The 16222-nt window shown below is 40.1% G+C and carries 21 protein-coding genes and 12 tRNA genes; 31 read left to right on the plus strand and 2 right to left on the minus strand.

Features of this window, described 5'->3' with window-relative positions:
- The first annotated feature begins 91 nt into the window (after window positions 1–91).
- The 4 genes from IEV52_RS20360 to IEV52_RS20375 are packed head-to-tail and all read left to right on the plus strand — an operon-like array spanning window position 92 to window position 2210.
- Entirely contained in the window at window positions 92–397 is a 306-nt protein-coding gene (locus IEV52_RS20360; protein WP_188404428.1) for an antibiotic biosynthesis monooxygenase family protein, read from the plus strand.
- The gene (locus IEV52_RS20365) at window positions 394–771 is read left to right on the plus strand and encodes a hypothetical protein (RefSeq protein WP_188404429.1); all 378 of its coding nucleotides are present in this window, start codon (window positions 394–396) and stop codon (window positions 769–771) included. Before IEV52_RS20360 ends, IEV52_RS20365 begins: the two co-directional genes overlap by 4 nt.
- Before the next feature lie 21 nt (window positions 772–792).
- Complete coding sequence (locus IEV52_RS20370) at window positions 793–1437, plus strand: cobalamin B12-binding domain-containing protein (protein WP_229754401.1); 645 nt, start codon at window positions 793–795, stop codon at window positions 1435–1437.
- A gap of 2 nt (window positions 1438–1439) precedes the next feature.
- A complete protein-coding gene (locus IEV52_RS20375) occupies window positions 1440–2210 on the plus strand; it encodes a Stressosome protein rsbRB (protein ID WP_188404430.1) in 771 nt (256 codons plus the stop codon).
- Window positions 2211–2231: 21 nt separating this feature from the next.
- On the opposite strand, the gene IEV52_RS20380 is transcribed toward IEV52_RS20375, so the two are convergent.
- Entirely contained in the window at window positions 2232–2834 is a 603-nt protein-coding gene (locus IEV52_RS20380; protein WP_188404431.1) for a rhomboid family intramembrane serine protease, read from the minus strand.
- A gap of 116 nt (window positions 2835–2950) precedes the next feature.
- Between IEV52_RS20380 and acpS the strand changes: the two genes are divergently transcribed.
- From acpS to IEV52_RS20450, 14 genes are all read left to right on the plus strand, one after another.
- Window positions 2951–3310, plus strand: coding sequence for a holo-ACP synthase (gene acpS, locus IEV52_RS20385; protein WP_188404432.1), 360 nt, complete (start codon window positions 2951–2953; stop codon window positions 3308–3310).
- Window positions 3311–3434: 124 nt separating this feature from the next.
- The gene (locus IEV52_RS20390; protein ID WP_188404433.1) at window positions 3435–4448 is read left to right on the plus strand and encodes a LolA family protein; all 1014 of its coding nucleotides are present in this window, start codon (window positions 3435–3437) and stop codon (window positions 4446–4448) included.
- 124 nt (window positions 4449–4572) lie between these two features.
- On the plus strand, window positions 4573–5745 hold the full coding sequence (gene alr, locus IEV52_RS20395; RefSeq protein ID WP_188404434.1) for an alanine racemase: 1173 nt from the start codon (window positions 4573–4575) through the stop codon (window positions 5743–5745).
- 141 nt (window positions 5746–5886) lie between these two features.
- The gene (locus tag IEV52_RS20400; protein ID WP_066390801.1) at window positions 5887–6168 is read left to right on the plus strand and encodes a CopG family ribbon-helix-helix protein; all 282 of its coding nucleotides are present in this window, start codon (window positions 5887–5889) and stop codon (window positions 6166–6168) included.
- 3 nt (window positions 6169–6171) lie between these two features.
- Window positions 6172–6522, plus strand: coding sequence for a type II toxin-antitoxin system PemK/MazF family toxin (locus tag IEV52_RS20405; RefSeq protein WP_066239453.1), 351 nt, complete (start codon window positions 6172–6174; stop codon window positions 6520–6522).
- Window positions 6523–6723: 201 nt separating this feature from the next.
- Window positions 6724–7548, plus strand: a complete 825-nt coding sequence (locus IEV52_RS22690) for an STAS domain-containing protein (RefSeq protein ID WP_276208301.1) — start codon at window positions 6724–6726, stop codon at window positions 7546–7548.
- Window positions 7549–7564: 16 nt separating this feature from the next.
- A complete protein-coding gene (locus IEV52_RS20415) occupies window positions 7565–7921 on the plus strand; it encodes an STAS domain-containing protein (RefSeq protein WP_066239455.1) in 357 nt (118 codons plus the stop codon).
- Window positions 7922–7923: 2 nt separating this feature from the next.
- Window positions 7924–8325 carry an anti-sigma regulatory factor gene (locus IEV52_RS20420; RefSeq protein WP_066285716.1) on the plus strand — a complete coding sequence of 134 codons (402 nt, stop codon included), beginning with the start codon at window positions 7924–7926 and terminating at the stop codon, window positions 8323–8325.
- An 11-nt stretch (window positions 8326–8336) separates the two neighbouring features.
- Window positions 8337–9344, plus strand: coding sequence for a PP2C family protein-serine/threonine phosphatase (locus IEV52_RS20425; protein WP_188404435.1), 1008 nt, complete (start codon window positions 8337–8339; stop codon window positions 9342–9344).
- Between the two features lie 61 nt (window positions 9345–9405).
- On the plus strand, window positions 9406–9738 hold the full coding sequence (locus tag IEV52_RS20430; RefSeq protein ID WP_188404436.1) for an STAS domain-containing protein: 333 nt from the start codon (window positions 9406–9408) through the stop codon (window positions 9736–9738).
- Entirely contained in the window at window positions 9735–10217 is a 483-nt protein-coding gene (gene rsbW, locus IEV52_RS20435; protein ID WP_188404437.1) for an anti-sigma B factor RsbW, read from the plus strand. Before IEV52_RS20430 ends, rsbW begins: the two co-directional genes overlap by 4 nt.
- Entirely contained in the window at window positions 10183–10974 is a 792-nt protein-coding gene (sigB, locus tag IEV52_RS20440; protein ID WP_188404438.1) for an RNA polymerase sigma factor SigB, read from the plus strand. Before rsbW ends, sigB begins: the two co-directional genes overlap by 35 nt.
- Window positions 10971–11579 carry a PP2C family serine/threonine-protein phosphatase gene (locus IEV52_RS20445; protein WP_188404439.1) on the plus strand — a complete coding sequence of 203 codons (609 nt, stop codon included), beginning with the start codon at window positions 10971–10973 and terminating at the stop codon, window positions 11577–11579. Before sigB ends, IEV52_RS20445 begins: the two co-directional genes overlap by 4 nt.
- A gap of 155 nt (window positions 11580–11734) precedes the next feature.
- Complete coding sequence (locus IEV52_RS20450; protein WP_188404445.1) at window positions 11735–13867, plus strand: Tex family protein; 2133 nt, start codon at window positions 11735–11737, stop codon at window positions 13865–13867.
- 47 nt (window positions 13868–13914) lie between these two features.
- On the opposite strand, the gene cmpA is transcribed toward IEV52_RS20450, so the two are convergent.
- Complete coding sequence (cmpA, locus tag IEV52_RS20455) at window positions 13915–14037, minus strand: cortex morphogenetic protein CmpA (RefSeq protein WP_130297391.1); 123 nt, start codon at window positions 14035–14037, stop codon at window positions 13915–13917.
- Window positions 14038–14134: 97 nt separating this feature from the next.
- On the opposite strand from cmpA, the gene IEV52_RS20460 reads away from it, so the two are divergent.
- From IEV52_RS20460 to IEV52_RS20520, 13 genes are all read left to right on the plus strand, one after another.
- Window positions 14135–14593, plus strand: coding sequence for a SprT family protein (locus IEV52_RS20460; RefSeq protein WP_188404440.1), 459 nt, complete (start codon window positions 14135–14137; stop codon window positions 14591–14593).
- Window positions 14594–14768: 175 nt separating this feature from the next.
- Window positions 14769–14843, plus strand: a tRNA-Asn gene (locus tag IEV52_RS20465).
- Window positions 14844–14846: 3 nt separating this feature from the next.
- A tRNA-Ser gene (locus IEV52_RS20470) sits at window positions 14847–14937 on the plus strand.
- A gap of 3 nt (window positions 14938–14940) precedes the next feature.
- Window positions 14941–15015: transfer RNA gene (locus IEV52_RS20475), tRNA-Glu, on the plus strand.
- Between the two features lie 47 nt (window positions 15016–15062).
- Window positions 15063–15138, plus strand: a tRNA-Asp gene (locus IEV52_RS20480).
- Window positions 15139–15156: 18 nt separating this feature from the next.
- Window positions 15157–15231 (plus strand) — tRNA-Gln (locus IEV52_RS20485).
- A 163-nt stretch (window positions 15232–15394) separates the two neighbouring features.
- Window positions 15395–15470 (plus strand) — tRNA-Lys (locus tag IEV52_RS20490).
- A gap of 15 nt (window positions 15471–15485) precedes the next feature.
- Window positions 15486–15569, plus strand: a tRNA-Leu gene (locus tag IEV52_RS20495).
- A gap of 53 nt (window positions 15570–15622) precedes the next feature.
- Window positions 15623–15708: transfer RNA gene (locus IEV52_RS20500), tRNA-Leu, on the plus strand.
- Window positions 15709–15742: 34 nt separating this feature from the next.
- A tRNA-Arg gene (locus IEV52_RS20505) sits at window positions 15743–15819 on the plus strand.
- A 6-nt stretch (window positions 15820–15825) separates the two neighbouring features.
- Window positions 15826–15902, plus strand: a tRNA-Pro gene (locus tag IEV52_RS20510).
- Between the two features lie 8 nt (window positions 15903–15910).
- A tRNA-Gly gene (locus tag IEV52_RS20515) sits at window positions 15911–15984 on the plus strand.
- A gap of 8 nt (window positions 15985–15992) precedes the next feature.
- Window positions 15993–16069, plus strand: a tRNA-Ile gene (locus IEV52_RS20520).
- The last annotated feature ends 153 nt before the right edge of the window (window positions 16070–16222 follow it).

The following is a 16222-nucleotide window of genomic DNA, read 5'->3' on the forward strand; positions in this document are numbered from 1 at the left end:
TCTATATAATAGAAGGAAAAAAGAAACCCTTATTGAATCTTTCATAAAATAAACTATTTTTATTTAAATATATCCAAGAGGTGATGCCTTCATGTATACCGTCTTTTCTACATTTGACGTTCCAGATGAGAAAGCAGCGGAAGTTATTAATATATATAAAAACCGCTCGAGGTCTGTTGACAAAGCGGATGGTTTTGTTGACTTCTTGTTATTGCAAAATGACAAGAGGGCTGGCGAGCTGACTGTTCAGCTTATTTTTTCTACTAAAGAAGCCTATTTAAAGTGGGTTAGAAGTGAAGACTTTAAAAAGATTCATGATCTTGAAAAGAAATATCCTGATAAAGAATTAGCAGCTGTCATTCCAACTGTAAAACAATACAAGGTGGTTGCAAAATGACTGAAATTAACATAGATGTTATGGTAGAAAGGGTAACAGAAAAAATCTATGGAAAAGACCCTACACTGATTGAACGATATGGTGATAAAGGCAGGGGAAAATGCATCGAAGATAATCACCATCACTTTAAGCATTTAGAGACAGCCTATGAACTGGATAACAGTAAATTCTTTATAGATTATGCCCTATGGCTAGATGGCATATTACAAAAGTTCGGGATGAATACAGAACATTTAATGGACAATTTTTCTTTTATTATTGATGTTCTAGAAGATGAGCGTGTCCGATTGAATGGTAATCCCCGTATCGAGATTTATATTGACTACTTGAACCAAGCGAATGATGTTTTAAGCAAAAAGATAACAGCACATTAAGATAGAGGAGGGGTCCGAACCATGGCTATTTCAGACGCTGAAAAACTGGCTCGACTGTTTTTGGATGGCAACCATGCAGAAGCATTACGCTTTATTAAAGAGCAGCCGAACCAAAATAAAATGGTTTTGTTTAGAGACCTGTTTACTCCTGCAATGTACATGATTGGAGACCTCTGGGAAAATAATGAAATTTCTGTTGCTGATGAACATTTAGCAACAGGAGTTTGCGACTTTGTTCTTTCAAGACTCTTTCAGGTTTCATCAGAGGAAACAAGACGTAAAAAGAAAGCGATGTTTTTGTGCTTGCAAGGTGAACAGCATTATCTGGGTATTAAAATGATTAATAGTATCTTTGAGGATGAAGGCTGGGAAACCAAATACTTTGGAGCTAGTCTTCCGCTTGAGTATGCATTAAAGTCAGCACTTCAATGGAAACCGGAAGTGATCGGACTTTCTGTATCCATTGTCTATAATCTTCCGGTGCTTAAAAATTACGTTAGAACCCTGGGAGCTCTGCCTAATAAACCAGACATTCTCATAGGTGGCAGACTTGCAGAAAAGTATGATCTGGAGCCTTATACAAACAATCAAGGAATTATCATTAAAAACCTCGAACAGGCAGAAAAATGGCTTGAAGAGTATAGGGAAGAGAGGGTTAACGCCTAAAGATGAGCTGCGCATTACCAGTACCATACGTAAAAATAGATAAAGACGGCGTTATTCTTGTCAGATCACAAAAAGCCAAAGAACTGTTAAATCAAAATACAGAAACCATTCAAGACTGTTTTGATGAGGAAAGTCACAACAAACTGATGAAATATATGGTGCCTTTTAAAGGAGAGAAAACGTTTGAAGCAAATATAAAAGGAAAAGATCAGCCTTTTCTTCTCTGCGATGTTTCTGTTTCATGGGAAGAGGATTTTGCACACGTCGTTTTTATCCCGACAGGCAATCAGGTTCAAGGACTTGAAGAGAAACTGCTGGAACTTAGAATGAGGTTATCTACCACAGATTTTGAGCTTTTTGAAAAAAAGGAAGCGCTGGAAGAAGCCTTGAAACGTCTGGATGAACTTTCAGGTCCCTTTATTCCTATATCTGAAAAAATGGCCTTCGTTCCTTTATTCGGTGATATAACAGAGAGTAAAATGATCACTGTAACCGGAAATGCCTTAAAAGCAGCTTATGAAGGACAGTTTGAGGAAATCTTTTTTGATTTGTCCGCAACAGGCGAAATCGATGAGAATGGTGTGCAGAAATTAAGCGAGCTTTTTCGAATGCTGCACTATATGAACGGAAAACCGGTTAAAATTATTGGTGTTAAGCCAAAGCACGCTAGACAGTTGAACTCACTGAATGTAAATTGGCCTGTGTATTTTGAAAGTTCACTAAAAGATGTTTTGATCGAACATCTCCAAATAGGAAAAGCACCTCAATCGTAGAGGTGCTTTTTTGTATGATTATTATCTGTTTTTCTTTCGGTGAAGTGAAGCTAGTATAATAGGAGCTAATGCAGCACCGCCAATTAATCCGAAGATATGGCCCATTACGTTAATCCGGGCGTTTAAAAAGGTTGTAACTAAACTGATCCCTAGGACAACTAAAAGGATCTGGGTATTTGCTCTATCAATGTACTGGCGATGGTTATACAGCATATACACATAAATACCGAACAATCCAAAGATTGCCCCAGATGCTCCGATATGGGCATAAGAAAGGGGAAGCAACAAAAGGGTGGCGATGTTTGCGATTAATCCAGCACCTAAATAGCCAATAATAAACCTGACTTTACCTAATATCCCTTCAAGTGCTGGTCCGAATAACACGAGGGAAAACGAATTAAAGATCAGGTGGCCAGCAGCCTCATGTGTAATAATAGGTGTGAATAAGCGCCAGTACTCTCCTGCTGAGATGTAATAGTTTGATCCCACCATAAAATGATACAAAGCAGTGCTAAAAGGGGTAAAATTAATAAGAAGAAACACGACAATATGAGCGGCAATTAGAAAAGTAACCACGGGATAACGCCTTATAAAGGTCTGGAAGCTTTCATCTCTTATAAACATGTAAATAATCACCCTTTTATATGAAGTTTATTACATACTGATTCGTTTCTAATATGTTTAGTTTACCATGTGGGTGCAGTTAGGGCGAAAGATATAGCCAAAGAGGAGTAGTTGCAATGATTGTTGGAACAGGCATCGATATGATCGAATTAAAAAGAATCAAGCAGGTTGTGTCACACCAACCACGATTTCCAGAGAGGATTCTAACTTCATTTGAACAAAAAAGATTTCAATCCTTAAACGGTCATAGGAGATTTGAGTACTTGGCAGGCAGGTTTGCAGCCAAGGAAGCTATGGCAAAAGCCCTTGGAATAGGTATTGGCGCCGAATTATCATGGAAGGACATGGAAATTAAATCAGATGAAAAAGGTAAGCCATTTCTTACATCTCCTTATCCTTATTTATGCCATCTTTCCATCTCTCATACGAAAGAATACGCAGTAGCACAAGTTATTTTAGAAAGCTCGTCAAGCTAGTCTGCATATTGTCCGGGGTTGTCTCATATATTGTAATGCGGTAGAAGGGGTAGTCCTTTGCAAGATGCAGAGTTAGTCCCCCTTCAATGTCGAAATTACTTTGGGACAAAGGGGATGGCAAAGAATGAAAAAAACACTGTCAATGATTTTGACGGCGTTCATGGCCTTATTGGTTCTGTCGGCTTGCGGGGAACAAAGCCAGAGTGATGTTCTGGATTCCTTGGAAGAGAGAATGGAAACAATGACAGGCTATAAAGCTGAAGCCAAAATGACATTAAGCACAGGGGAAAAGCCACTTACGTATGATCTAGAGATTTGGCACAAAAAGCCGGATTTCTACCGTGTCAGCTTAAAAAATGCTGAGAAAGACCAAAGCCAGATGATCTTGCGAAATAAAGACGGGGTCTTTGTATTAACGCCAGCTCTCAATAAAAGTTTCCGTTTCCAAAGTGACTGGCCAGAAAACAATAGTCAGGTCTATCTGTTCCAATCTCTAATATCAGATATCTTAAATGATACGGACAGAGGATTCAAATCCAAAGAAAAAAGCTATGTTTTCCATACAAAAACAAATTATCAAAACAAAAATTTATATCAGCAAGAGATTACTCTTAATAAGGACCTAGATCCAACGCAAGTCCGCATCATGGATCAGGATCAAAAAGAACTTGTAAGATTGGATTTTTCTAAGGTTCAGTTCAATGCTAAGTTTGATAAGAACTCTTTTGATATGGAGTCCAATATGTCGAGTGCTCAATTTGAAGTTCCCACTTTTTCAGGTGGAGATGATGAATTTGAAGTGCTTTATCCGACATATACAGCTAACTTGAACATCGTAAATGAAAGGGAAGTAGCTCAAGGGGAAGACGATTCCAAGGTTGTATTAAACTATGCTGATACTGAGGAAAATAAATCCTTTACATTGATGCAGCAAAAAAATACAGCTGTGGAGACAGCTTCTAGGTTAACGATGTCGAATGGTGAACCTGTTGACCTAGGGTTTACAGTTGGGGCTATGACTGAACAATCCATCACTTGGAACTATAACGGTGTTGATTATTTCCTTGCCTCCAATAATTTAAATCAAGAGGAATTAATGGCGATTGCACGATCTGTTTATGGGGAAGCCATAAAATAATTACTACATTAATATAAAAATTAGTTACAGGCTGGCGAAGAAGCTAGCCTGTTTTTACTTACATAAATCGTGTTTAGCAGTTAAAATAGATAACAGCATTCAAGAATAGCAGGGAGGCTCTCAAATGGATAGACATCACTTTTATCGAGATACATGGGCAGAAATAGACTTGGATAAGATCAGTCGGAATATCAAATCATTCAAAAAACATCTCCCTGATCATAAAATTATGGCTGTTGTTAAAGCTAACGGCTACGGGCATGGAGCCTATCAGATCGCACTAGAAGCACTGGATTCAGGAGCGGAACTTCTAGCTGTCGCCATATTAGATGAAGCACTGGCATTAAGAAGACAAGGAATTTCAGCACCCATTTTAGTTATGAACCGAATCCGTCCTGAATATGTTAATCTTGCGGCAGAAAATGAAATCAGCCTTACAGTCTTTCAAAAGGAATGGCTTCTTGAAGCAGAAACTTATTTGAAGGAGTCTGTTCGGCCAATAAATATTCATTTGAAACTTGATACTGGTATGGGCCGTGTAGGTATAAAAGAGGAAAGCGAACTTCTTGAAATTTCTTCTTATATGAAACAAACTGCTGTCTTTCATATAGAAGGAGTTTTTACACATTTTGCTACAGCAGATGAATGGGAATCTGAACTGTTTGAAGAACAAAGAAAAAGGTTTATTAATCATATAGGCTTGCTTCATGAAACAGGAGTTAAGCCGACCTATATTCATAGTGCAAATAGTGCAGCAGGAATACGGAAAGTGAAGGGGCCGTTTAATCTTGTTCGGCTTGGCATCAGTATGTATGGATTGGCTCCCTCATTAGAACTGAAAGAATCATTGCCATTTCCATTAGAAGAAGCTTTTAGTCTGCATTCAGAGTTGATCCATGTTAAAAAACTGTTGCCTGGAGATACTGTAAGTTACGGAGCTACTTATACAGCCAAAGAAGAAGAATGGGTAGGCACTCTTCCGATCGGGTATGCTGATGGCTGGCAAAGAAGACTCTCACCAGGTGCTTCTGTTTTAATAAGAGGCGAGCGTATGCCCATTATCGGACGAATCTGTATGGATCAGTGTATGGTTAAGCTTCCCTTTAAGGTGGATGTCGGTGAGAGAGCTACTTTAATAGGTACTCAGAATGCCAACAAAATTCAGATGGATGAAGTAGCGCATCTGGCAAAAACCATAAATTATGAAATTCCGTGTCTCATATCTTCTCGAGTGCCGAGAGTTTATGTGAAAAATGGTCGAATTTCAGAAAATATGAATGTAATTCTAAATTTTTAGCAGAATATTAGAAGGACTATTAAAAATTTTGAAGAATAAATACTTTGAAATCGCTTTGCAAATGGAATATTGAAGTGATAAGATTATATGTGGTTAAAAGGAATTCGATCGTAGTATAGCTTTGCGCTGGAGGTGTATGTTGTGTCCGAATTGAACACAAAACGAATAGTGATTAGTCTTCCTCAGAAATTATTGAGTGAGGTAGACCGTGTCATTAAAAAAGAAAATTTGGACCGCAGCGAATTTATCCATCAAGCTACTGAGATGTTTCTTCGTGAGCGGAAGAATAAGCGTCAGTTTCGTGATGAGATGAAACAAGGTTACATGGAAATGGCTAAGATCAATCTAACGATTGCCTCAGAAGCATTTATGTTAGAGGAGGAAGCCGATCATACCTTGGACCGCTTAGTTAGCGGGGTGTAGTCCTTGATAGTCAAACGCGGAGACGTTTACTTTGCAGATCTTTCACCGGTAGTTGGTTCAGAACAAGGCGGTATACGCCCTGTACTGATTATCCAGAACGATATCGGGAACCGTTTTAGCCCTACAGTTATAGTTGCTGCAATTACAGCCCAAATTCAGAAAGCAAAACTACCAACACACGTTGAAATAGATTCAAAAAAATACGGCTTTGAACGGGATTCAGTTATTTTGCTTGAACAGATCAGAACGATTGACAAGCAAAGGTTAACAGATAAAATAACACAACTGGATGAAGACATGATGCGCAGGGTAGACGACGCATTACAGATCAGCACAGGTCTGGTTGATTTTTAAACTCTATATCACAAATTAGGAAACTGTCTGACAAAATGTCTGGCAGTTTTTTATTTATAAACCATCTGGAAAAAAATACATGTTTAAATTCCTTTGGGTTGGGCTATATATCCAAAGTTAGAAAAAGAGTAATCATTGCACAAAATATTCATAAGTGAAATAATAGAAATTGAGAATAAATGTAGCGGGGGTGAAAGATAATTGGACAACTTGATTGTACAGATGGTCAATGAGAATCAAGAGACCCTAAGAATGAATTGGCTGAAAGAAGTCAATCTATTTAAAGAAAAAGAACTAGCTGGAATGATGACAACATTTAAATTTAATGAGGAAACCGACCAGCAGTTTTTTGAAATGCTAATTAAACACATTAATTATTATGATATATCGAAAGATGGAACGTTGGATCAATTTTTCGACCAAGTTCTTCATACAGGTTTACCTTTAAGCTATTTAACTCAAGGACTTCAAGCGGCACGCCGAGTTATTCTGAATCTTTTAGTGGAAACAGAAAAGGATAAGGAAAAACTTGCAGCTTTATACCGAGAAATCGATAGATGGTTAGACCCAATCCTGAACCGTGTAGTAGAAAACTCATCTCAAATTTGGGAAAAGACGGTTTCGATTCAAAAGACGGCACTGTTAGAATTATCAGCACCGCTTATTCCAGTATTCAAGAATATCAGTGTTATGCCTCTTATCGGTTCGATTGATACAGAGCGTGCAAAACTGATCATGGAAAACTTGCTGAATGGAGTTATTAAATACCGATCTGAAGTGGTCCTTATCGATATTACGGGAGTGCCAGTCGTTGATACGATGGTTGCTCATCATATTATCCAAGCAGCAGATGCAGTACGTTTATTAGGATCAACTTGTATCCTTGTTGGAATACGCCCTGAGATTGCGCAGACCATTGTCAGTCTGGGGATTGATTTAAGCTTATTCCCTACAAAGAGTACTCTTCAAAAAGGTATGGAAAATGCTTTGGAAATCACAAATCAGCAGTTAATCAGCAATAAATAGGGAGTGAGAGGATAAAATGAGAATTCCTATTTTAAAATTGCACGAATATTTGTTGATCACCATTCAAGTAGAAATGGACGATCAAACAGCCCTTCAATTTCAAGAAGACTTGTTGAACAAAATTCATGATACAGGAGCAAAAGGAGTTGTCATCGATCTAACTTCAGTTGATATGATCGACTCCTTTATTGCAAAAGTTCTTGGAGATGTAGTGAGGATGTCAAAATTGATGGGAGCTCAAGTTGTATTAACAGGAATACAGCCAGCAGTTGCTATTACTTTAATTGACCTTGGAATTTCAATGAGGGAAGTTTCGACAGCACTTGACTTAGAACAAGGGCTTGATAAATTGCGTCTGGAACTGGAGGGATGATAATGGACATCCAATCCTGTGTGGAAGTACGCAATGAGTGGGACATCGTAAGCGCCCGTCAACTCGGAAGAAACATGGCGAAAGAGCTGGGTTTCGGAAATGTTGATCAAGCAAGAATAACAACAGCTATTTCGGAACTGGCTCGTAATATTTATTTATACGCCGGACGAGGTAAGATTTGTATTGAACCTATCGATCAATTAGGTAGAAAGGGACTGCGGATAGTAGCCCTTGATAATGGTCCTGGAATCCGCGAGATCCGAAAAGTTATGGAAGATGGCTATACGACTTCCGGCGGATTGGGAGCAGGATTGCCAGGCGTGAAGCGTTTAATGGATGAATTCTCAATCGAGTCCACAGTTGACGTGGGAACGGAGATATCGGCTACTAAATGGCTTCGTTAGGAGGAGAGCTCTTGCCTGCAAAAGACGCACTAACTGAACGTTACCAAGATTTATTATCGGTCTATTTAAAAGCCAAAACCGAGACGACACTCTATAAAGGCCAGCAATTTAGCAGGAAACTTTTAGAACAGCAGATCTCGCCTGAAGATCTTGTCAGTCTTCACATTCAGGTGATGGACGAGTTGTTCCCGGATATGTCTGAAGAGATGAGAGACTCATTTGACTTTTTGCTTGAAGCGATGATAGGCTATGGCTTTGCTTATCGTGAACATCAAAGTTTGCGGGATAAGCAGCAGCAGCTGGAATCCGAAATCGAGGTTGCCGCAAGTATGCAGCAGACGTTGCTGCTTAGCGACGTGCCTGACTTTGACGACCTGGACATAGGGGTTGTCAGTGTTCCGGCAAAAAAAATGAATGGTGATTATTATAATTTTGTTAAAAGCGGCAACAGTTTAAGTGTCGCTGTAGCAGATATCATCGGCAAAGGCATACCCGCAGCACTCTGTATGTCTATGATTAAATACGCGATGGACAGTTTGCCTGATGAACAGATGAAGCCTCACCTTCTGCTGGAAAATTTAAACCGCGTAGTAGAGCATAACGTTCACAGCAACATGTTTATCACGATGTTTCATGGTGTTTACGAACCTGAAAGTCACAAGTTTTACTATGCAGGCGCAGGTCACGAGCCAGGTTTTATCTACAACGCAAAAGAAGATCAGTTTCATGACCTTATTGCAAAAGGTCTTGTTCTAGGCGTATCTCGTACAACAACGTATCATCCTTATGAAAAGGAGATCGAAATCGGAGATATGGTTATCCTGCTTTCGGACGGAGTGACCGAGTGCCGAACAAACAAAGGATTTATTGAAAGAGAAGAAATTGTTTCTCTCATTCGAAAATATATGGATTTACCCGCACAAAAAATCGTTGAAAATGTATTTCAGGAGTTGGATCGGCTCCAAGGATTTGAACTTAGAGATGATTTTACTTTAATTGTTTTAAAACGATTGGTTTAAGTTATCTCATAATAGGGTAAAGGTACCTTATGGTTCCATACAAAGCTTGGGGGGAAAAACAATGAATTTACAAATTAATCAAGAACAAATAAATGAAACATATGAGTTAAAACTTGCAGGAGAAGTAGATGCTTACACAGCTCCTAAGTTAAAAGAAGTTATGCTTCCATTAACAGAAAAAGAAGGGAACATCGTTGTTGTTGACCTTTCTGGAGTTGAATATATGGACAGCACAGGGCTTGGGATTTTTGTAGGAGCATTAAAGTCTTCAAAAGCATACAACAGTTCATTAAAACTTAGAGGTATGACAGAACGCGTTAAACGTATCTTTGAAATTACCGGCTTAACAGAGGTAATGGACATTGAAAGCGAAGTAAAGGGGGAGGCGCTATGAGAACAGCGTCCGACTATATCGAAATGAATGTTCCCGCAAAACCCGATTATGTGGGAGTAGTCAGATTAACCATTTCTGGTCTGGCGAACCGAATGGGATTTGCGTTTGATGAAATTGAAGATATTAAGATTGCAGTTTCAGAAGCTGTAACGAATGTTGTGAATCATGCTTATACAGATGGAGAAAAAGGCCAAGTACGTATTGGCTGCAATATATTTGATGACCGTATGGAGATCACGGTTGTCGATCAAGGAAAAAGTTTTGACGTAGACTCTATCTCAAAGAATCTTGGCCCTGTAGATGGTAAATCAGTTGACCAGTTGCACGAAGGAGGTTTAGGCCTCTTCCTGATAGATACATTAATGGACAAGGTAGAAATAAGCAGTGAAGCCGGTGTCGTTGTAATGATGACGAAGTATCTTCACAGAGATGAGGTGGAGGAACATGTCGACAGAATCTCGCCAGCGCCTTCACAGTAAAGAGCAGGTTTACGCTTGGATCGATGAACTGCAGCAGGATCCTAAGAACGAAGAAATTCAAACGAACCTTGTCTTGCAGTATCAAGATCTGGTACATTCCCTTGCCCGAAAGTTCTCTAAAGGAAAAAGCATTCACGACGATTTAGTCCAAGTAGGTATGATCGGATTGCTGGCTGCTTTTAGAAGATATGACAAAACGTTTGGCCGATCTTTTGAATCGTTTGCTGTTCCTACAATTGTAGGTGAAATAAAACGTTTTATCCGTGATAAGACATGGAGTGTACACGTTCCGCGCCGTATTAAAGAGTTAGGTCCAAGAATTAAAAAAGCCGTTGAAGAATTAACAACGAGTCTGCAAAGGTCACCAAAAATCTTTGAGATAGCAGAATTTCTTGAAGTTTCAGAAGAAGAAGTGCTAGAAACCATGGAGATGGGCAAAAGTTATCAGGCTCTATCGGTGGATAGTTCTATTGAAGCTGACCAAGAAGGAAGTACAGTTACACTTCTCGATTTAGTTGGATCGAATGATGATGGATTTGATCAGATAGACAAAAGATTACTTTTAGATAAGGCCTTTGGTGTTCTATCAGAACGAGAACGAGAAATCCTTCAGTGCACTTACTTTGAGAATCTAAGCCAAAAGGAAACAGGAGAACGTCTGGATATTTCTCAGATGCATGTTTCTCGCTTGCAAAGAAGAGCATTAGAAAAGTTAAAAGAAGCGTTGAGAGTATCACCTTCGGAGGCGCTTAAATGATCGAACACTATCAATTTAGCAGAGCATCTGTTTCCTCTTATCAAAAACCCAAAAAGGGAAATGATCTTTGCGGAGATAGTTTTTATGTAAAAGAGACGGAAAATTATTTGATTTGCGCTGTTGCAGATGGATTGGGAAGCGGCAAAATGGCAAAAGAAGCTTCAGGAGCTGCAACCGACATTATCGATAGACATCATCATGAACCAGTAGAACAGTTAATGCATCTCTGCAACGAAGGGTTAAGAAACACTCGCGGTGCCGTAATCGCAATCGTTAAAGTCGATTATACAAATCATACTGCCACATATTCTGGAGTAGGTAATATCCGTTTTATGATCTCTGCTGAAAGACAAAGAGCCATACACCCTTTGCCTAAAGTTGGTTTTCTGGCTGGAAAGCCTGAACGGTTCAAAGTACAGGATTTCAAGTTTGAAAAAGAGTTAACTTTAATGCTTTATTCCGATGGCATGGATATCCACACTCAGAGCCGTTCACTGTTAACCAAAATGATTTCTCCTAGAGAGTCTGTCATTTTTATTAGTGGGTTACCTCAGGATATCAATGATGATGCTACATGTCTCGTAGGCCAAATAAATATTAGTTAGCGAAACATCACCTTTGTATGATTTAAGGGTGATGTTTTTGTTTTGTTCTTTTTCCTTTTTTACGGTAAACCTTCCTTGGTTTATAATAGTACTAATTGATTGAAAAAGGAGTGTTCTTATTGGGACAACCTATTAGTGAACAAGCATTGCATACAATGGAACAAGAATTAAACGTTAGAGCCAAACAAATTAACCAGGTCATTGCCCTTTTAGAAGAAGGAAATACCGTCCCTTTTATCGCACGTTATCGAAAAGAGTTAACAGGTGGATTAGATGAAGTTCAAATCAAGGATATTATGGATCGCTGGTCGTATTTACAAAACTTAGCTTCTCGAAAAGAAGAAGTCATCCGTCTGATTGATGAACAAGGAAAACTTACGGATGAATTAACAGCCGCTATTACAAACGCTCAAAAACTTCAAGATATAGAGGATATTTACCGTCCTTATAAACAAAAAAGAAGAACCAAAGCAACGGTAGCAAAAGAAAAAGGACTAGAACCTCTCGCCCATTGGCTGTTGGAACAGAAGAGCGATGATCCTCTAGTCGCAGCTTCGGCATACATAAACGGAGAAAAAGAAGTGAATTCAGCAGAAGATGCGCTAGCTGGAGCGAAAGATATCATTGCTGAAATGCTTTCTGATGATGCCGAATTGCGAAAATGGATTCGTGAAGATACCTTTTCAAAAGGGGAAATCAAAACAGAAGGAAAAAACACAGAGCTTGACGAGAAAAAAGTTTTTGAAATGTACTACGAGTATCAAGAGCCAATCCGAAAAATCGTGCCCCACAGAGTTCTTGCTGTAAACAGGGGGGAGAAGGAAAATATTCTGAAGGTGGGTATTGCTGCGCCTTCCGAATTAATTCTTTCTAAGATGGAGAGGAAAACCATTACGCGCTCTAATTCTCCAGCTGCAAACTACATTCGTGAAGCGATTGAAGATGCTTATAAACGATTGATCTCCTCTTCTATCGAAAGAGAAATTCGTGCATCTTTAACGGAACAGGCGGAAGAACGTGCGATTCATATTTTTTCGGAGAACGTCAGAAGTCTCTTGCTACAAGCACCACTTAAAGGGAAAGTTGTTCTTGGTGTAGATCCGGCTTACCGAACAGGCTGCAAGTTAGGTGTAGTAGATGAAACGGGTAAAGTTCTCCACATACAAACGATCTACCCCACACCGCCGCGTTCGGAGGTTGAAAAATCTGCTGCGGTTGTAAAGAAGCTAATTGAACAATATGATATTGAAATTGCAGCAATCGGAAACGGTACAGCATCACGTGAAACAGAGCAGTTTATTGCGGAAACGCTAAAAGATCTCGATCAATCAGTAGCTTACGTTATCGTTAATGAAGCAGGAGCAAGTGTATATTCAGCTTCAAGTGTAGCCCGTGAAGAATTTCCTGATCTGCAAGTTGAGGAAAGAAGCGCGATCTCTATAGCAAGAAGGCTTCAAGACCCGTTGGCAGAGCTTGTGAAAATCGATCCAAAATCCATTGGTGTTGGTCAATACCAGCATGATGTTTCTCAAAAAAGACTAGGGGAAGAAATAACGTTTGTGGTTGAGACTGCTGTTAACCAGGTTGGTGTTAACGTAAACACAGCCTCATCTTCGCTTCTCCAGTATGTTTCCGGGCTGTCCAAAACCGTCGCGCAGAATATTATCGTAAAACGGAATGAAGTAGGGAAATTTAAAAATAGATCGGAACTTAAGAAGATTCCTCGTCTTGGAGCGAAGACATATGAGCAATGCATCGGCTTCTTGAGGGTAGTTGATGGTAACCAGCCTCTTGATCAAACCGGAATCCATCCAGAAAGCTATCCAGCAACAAAAGCTTTATTAAAGGAACTAGGTTTTTCTCCTTCTGATATTGGTTCAGAGGCTTTGGCTGAAAAGTTAAAAACGATCTCAATTGAAGCGACATCTGAAAAACTGGACATTGGTGTACCAACGCTAAAAGATATTATAGATGGTTTAACCAAACCAGGGAGAGATCCCCGGGATGCTTTTTCTGGTCCAGTGCTAAAAACAGATGTTCTTAAAATGGAAGACCTTGCGCAAGGCATGGAACTGCAGGGGACTGTTCGAAATGTTGTGGATTTCGGAGCTTTTGTAGATATTGGTGTAAAACAAGATGGGCTTGTTCATATCTCGAAACTAACAGACCGTTTTGTGAAGAATCCGATGGACGTGGTTAGTGTTGGTCAAGTCGTAACTGTTTGGGTAGATTCTGTCGATGTAGCTAAACAGAGGATTGCTTTAACGATGATTGTGCCTAAAGGCTGAACATTTTATAAAATAGTAAGAACAATATGAAGCGCTTCTCCAGTGGGTTATTCTTCACTGGAGGAGTGCTTTCTGTTATAAAAAAACCAGCATTGATTGAGTAAGCGGATTTGGTAACGATCTTTTTGATAATACGCACGACGGAGCTGTCTTTTAAACCATGTTGGCATATAGAGAACCTCCTTGAACTTCCCAATCCGTTATTTGTGTATTAGTCTATGTATAGGAGCTTGTTGATGTGAACCTGAAAATGCGAGGGGCTTGACCATGACTGATGAAGAATTGCAAAAACTGACCGAAGAAATCTCGATTCGGTTTTTTGATAAAACGTTCCGCCATAGAGCGAGATTCAATAAAAGGCTCCGCACAACGGGCGGGCGTTATCTTCTAAGATCACATGATATCGAAATGAATCCGCATCTCTATGAAGCGTTCGGTATGGAGGAACTGATCGGCGTTATCAAACATGAGCTTGTTCATTATCACCTTCACATTGAAGGTAAGGGATATAAACATGGTGACGATGATTTTAAGTACTGGTTAAACAAAGTAGGCGGTTCGCGGTATTGCCAGTCCGTACCGGAAAAAAGAAGAAGAGAAAGTTATAAATACCACTATACGTGTACAGCCTGTATGCAGCTATATAAACGTAAAAGAAAGATTGACACTAAAAGATATGTATGTGGGAAGTGCCGTGGAAAGTTAAAACAGATTTCTTTAAAATAGGGTGTTGACTTCGATTATAGGTATGTGGTAATTTAATAAAGTCGCTGTTAGACATGCCTCTTCCATAGCTTTTGAATGAGGGTAACTTAAGCGAGAATAGCTCAGAAAAAACTTCTAAAACGGGTTGACATCTGACGCTGAAACAAGTATGATATTAATTGTCCTTAAATGACATTCCACAGTAGCTCAGTGGTAGAGCTATCGGCTGTTAACCGATCGGTCGTAGGTTCGAGTCCTACCTGTGGAGCCATACAGAGAAGTACCCAAGTGGCTCAAGGGGCTCCCCTGCTAAGGGAGTAGATCGCTAACGCGGTGCGAGGGTTCGAATCCCTTCTTCTCTGCCATGTGGCCCGTTGGTCAAGCGGTTAAGACACCGCCCTTTCACGGCGGTAACACGGGTTCGAATCCCGTACGGGTCACCAACTTTTTGATTTAAACATCTTAATAAATGAAATACCTATAGATATATGGACTCGTGGTGTAGTGGTTAACATGCCTGCCTGTCACGCAGGAGATCGCCGGTTCGACCCCGGTCGGGTCCGCCATTTTTTATTCTAAGGTGTTGGGCTATAGCCAAGCGGTAAGGCAACGGACTTTGACTCCGTCATGCGCTGGTTCGAATACAGCTAGCCCAGCCATTTTTATGTTTTAAAATGAGTGTTTAAGATTGAACACATTATGTACGAGCCATTAGCTCAGTCACAAGCGTTACATCGTGATTGGACTACGGTTGTCTCGACGGATAAACTAACATTCCTTGCTTGTAGAGGAAGAGACAGGTTCCGACGGACATTATAGCACGAGCCATTAGCTCAGTCGGTAGAGCATCTGACTTTTAATCAGAGGGTCGAAGGTTCGAGTCCTTCATGGCTCACCATTTTCAAATTAATATGCGGGTGTGGCGGAATTGGCAGACGCGCTAGACTTAGGATCTAGTGTCTTTGACGTGGGGGTTCGAGTCCCTTCACCCGCACCATATTAATTAATTAACTTATAAGTTGCAGTGCTCATGCGCTGGCATCTAGCCGCGCGGTCGTGGCGGAATGGCAGACGCGCTAGCTTGAGGGGCTAGTGGGGGTATCCCCGTGGAGGTTCGAGTCCTCTCGACCGCACCAACTTTTAACAATAACATATAATGCATTAATATAGGCGCCCTTAGCTCAGCTGGATAGAGTGTTTGACTACGAATCAAAAGGTCGGGAGTTCGAATCTCTCAGGGCGCGCCATATTTACGGGAAGTGGCTCAGCTTGGTAGAGCACCTGGTTTGGGACCAGGGGGTCGCAGGTTCAAATCCTGTCTTCCCGACCATTCTTATTGCGGGTGTAGTTTAGTGGTAAAACAAGAGCCTTCCAAGCTCTGGTCGTGAGTTCGATTCTCATCACCCGCTCCAATTTTTACGGGCCTATAGCTCAGCTGGTTAGAGCGCACGCCTGATAAGCGTGAGGTCGATGGTTCGAGTCCATTTAGGCCCACCATTTAAAGTCTCAAAAAAGATTTTAAAAAATCGCTTGACTTTGCAGCTTCGGTTGTGTAAACTAATAAAGCTGTCTCAAAAAGACAAGCAAACAAGTTCTTTGAAAACTGAACAAAAGAAATAGGTAAGGAATTAAGAATTAATTCCGTCAGTT

Source organism: Fictibacillus barbaricus (assembly GCF_014635025.1).
GTDB lineage: Bacteria > Bacillota > Bacilli > Bacillales > Fictibacillaceae > Fictibacillus > Fictibacillus barbaricus.

Coding starts and splice junctions, on each gene's coding strand:
- IEV52_RS20380 (WP_188404431.1), bottom strand. CDS start 2,834: ATGTTTATAAGAGATGAAAGCTTCCAGACCTTTATAAGGCGTTATCCC.
- IEV52_RS20450 (WP_188404445.1), top strand. CDS start 11,735: ATGGAACAAGAATTAAACGTTAGAGCCAAACAAATTAACCAGGTCATT.
- IEV52_RS20430 (WP_188404436.1), top strand. CDS start 9,406: ATGAATTTACAAATTAATCAAGAACAAATAAATGAAACATATGAGTTA.
- IEV52_RS20460 (WP_188404440.1), top strand. CDS start 14,135: ATGACTGATGAAGAATTGCAAAAACTGACCGAAGAAATCTCGATTCGG.
- IEV52_RS20375 (WP_188404430.1), top strand. CDS start 1,440: ATGAGCTGCGCATTACCAGTACCATACGTAAAAATAGATAAAGACGGC.
- IEV52_RS20390 (WP_188404433.1), top strand. CDS start 3,435: ATGAAAAAAACACTGTCAATGATTTTGACGGCGTTCATGGCCTTATTG.
- IEV52_RS20420 (WP_066285716.1), top strand. CDS start 7,924: ATGGACATCCAATCCTGTGTGGAAGTACGCAATGAGTGGGACATCGTA.
- acpS (WP_188404432.1), top strand. CDS start 2,951: ATGATTGTTGGAACAGGCATCGATATGATCGAATTAAAAAGAATCAAG.
- IEV52_RS20365 (WP_188404429.1), top strand. CDS start 394: ATGACTGAAATTAACATAGATGTTATGGTAGAAAGGGTAACAGAAAAA.
- IEV52_RS20445 (WP_188404439.1), top strand. CDS start 10,971: ATGATCGAACACTATCAATTTAGCAGAGCATCTGTTTCCTCTTATCAA.
- rsbW (WP_188404437.1), top strand. CDS start 9,735: ATGAGAACAGCGTCCGACTATATCGAAATGAATGTTCCCGCAAAACCC.
- IEV52_RS20360 (WP_188404428.1), top strand. CDS start 92: ATGTATACCGTCTTTTCTACATTTGACGTTCCAGATGAGAAAGCAGCG.
- cmpA (WP_130297391.1), bottom strand. CDS start 14,037: ATGCCAACATGGTTTAAAAGACAGCTCCGTCGTGCGTATTATCAAAAA.
- IEV52_RS20370 (WP_229754401.1), top strand. CDS start 793: ATGGCTATTTCAGACGCTGAAAAACTGGCTCGACTGTTTTTGGATGGC.
- alr (WP_188404434.1), top strand. CDS start 4,573: ATGGATAGACATCACTTTTATCGAGATACATGGGCAGAAATAGACTTG.
- IEV52_RS20415 (WP_066239455.1), top strand. CDS start 7,565: ATGAGAATTCCTATTTTAAAATTGCACGAATATTTGTTGATCACCATT.
- sigB (WP_188404438.1), top strand. CDS start 10,183: ATGTCGACAGAATCTCGCCAGCGCCTTCACAGTAAAGAGCAGGTTTAC.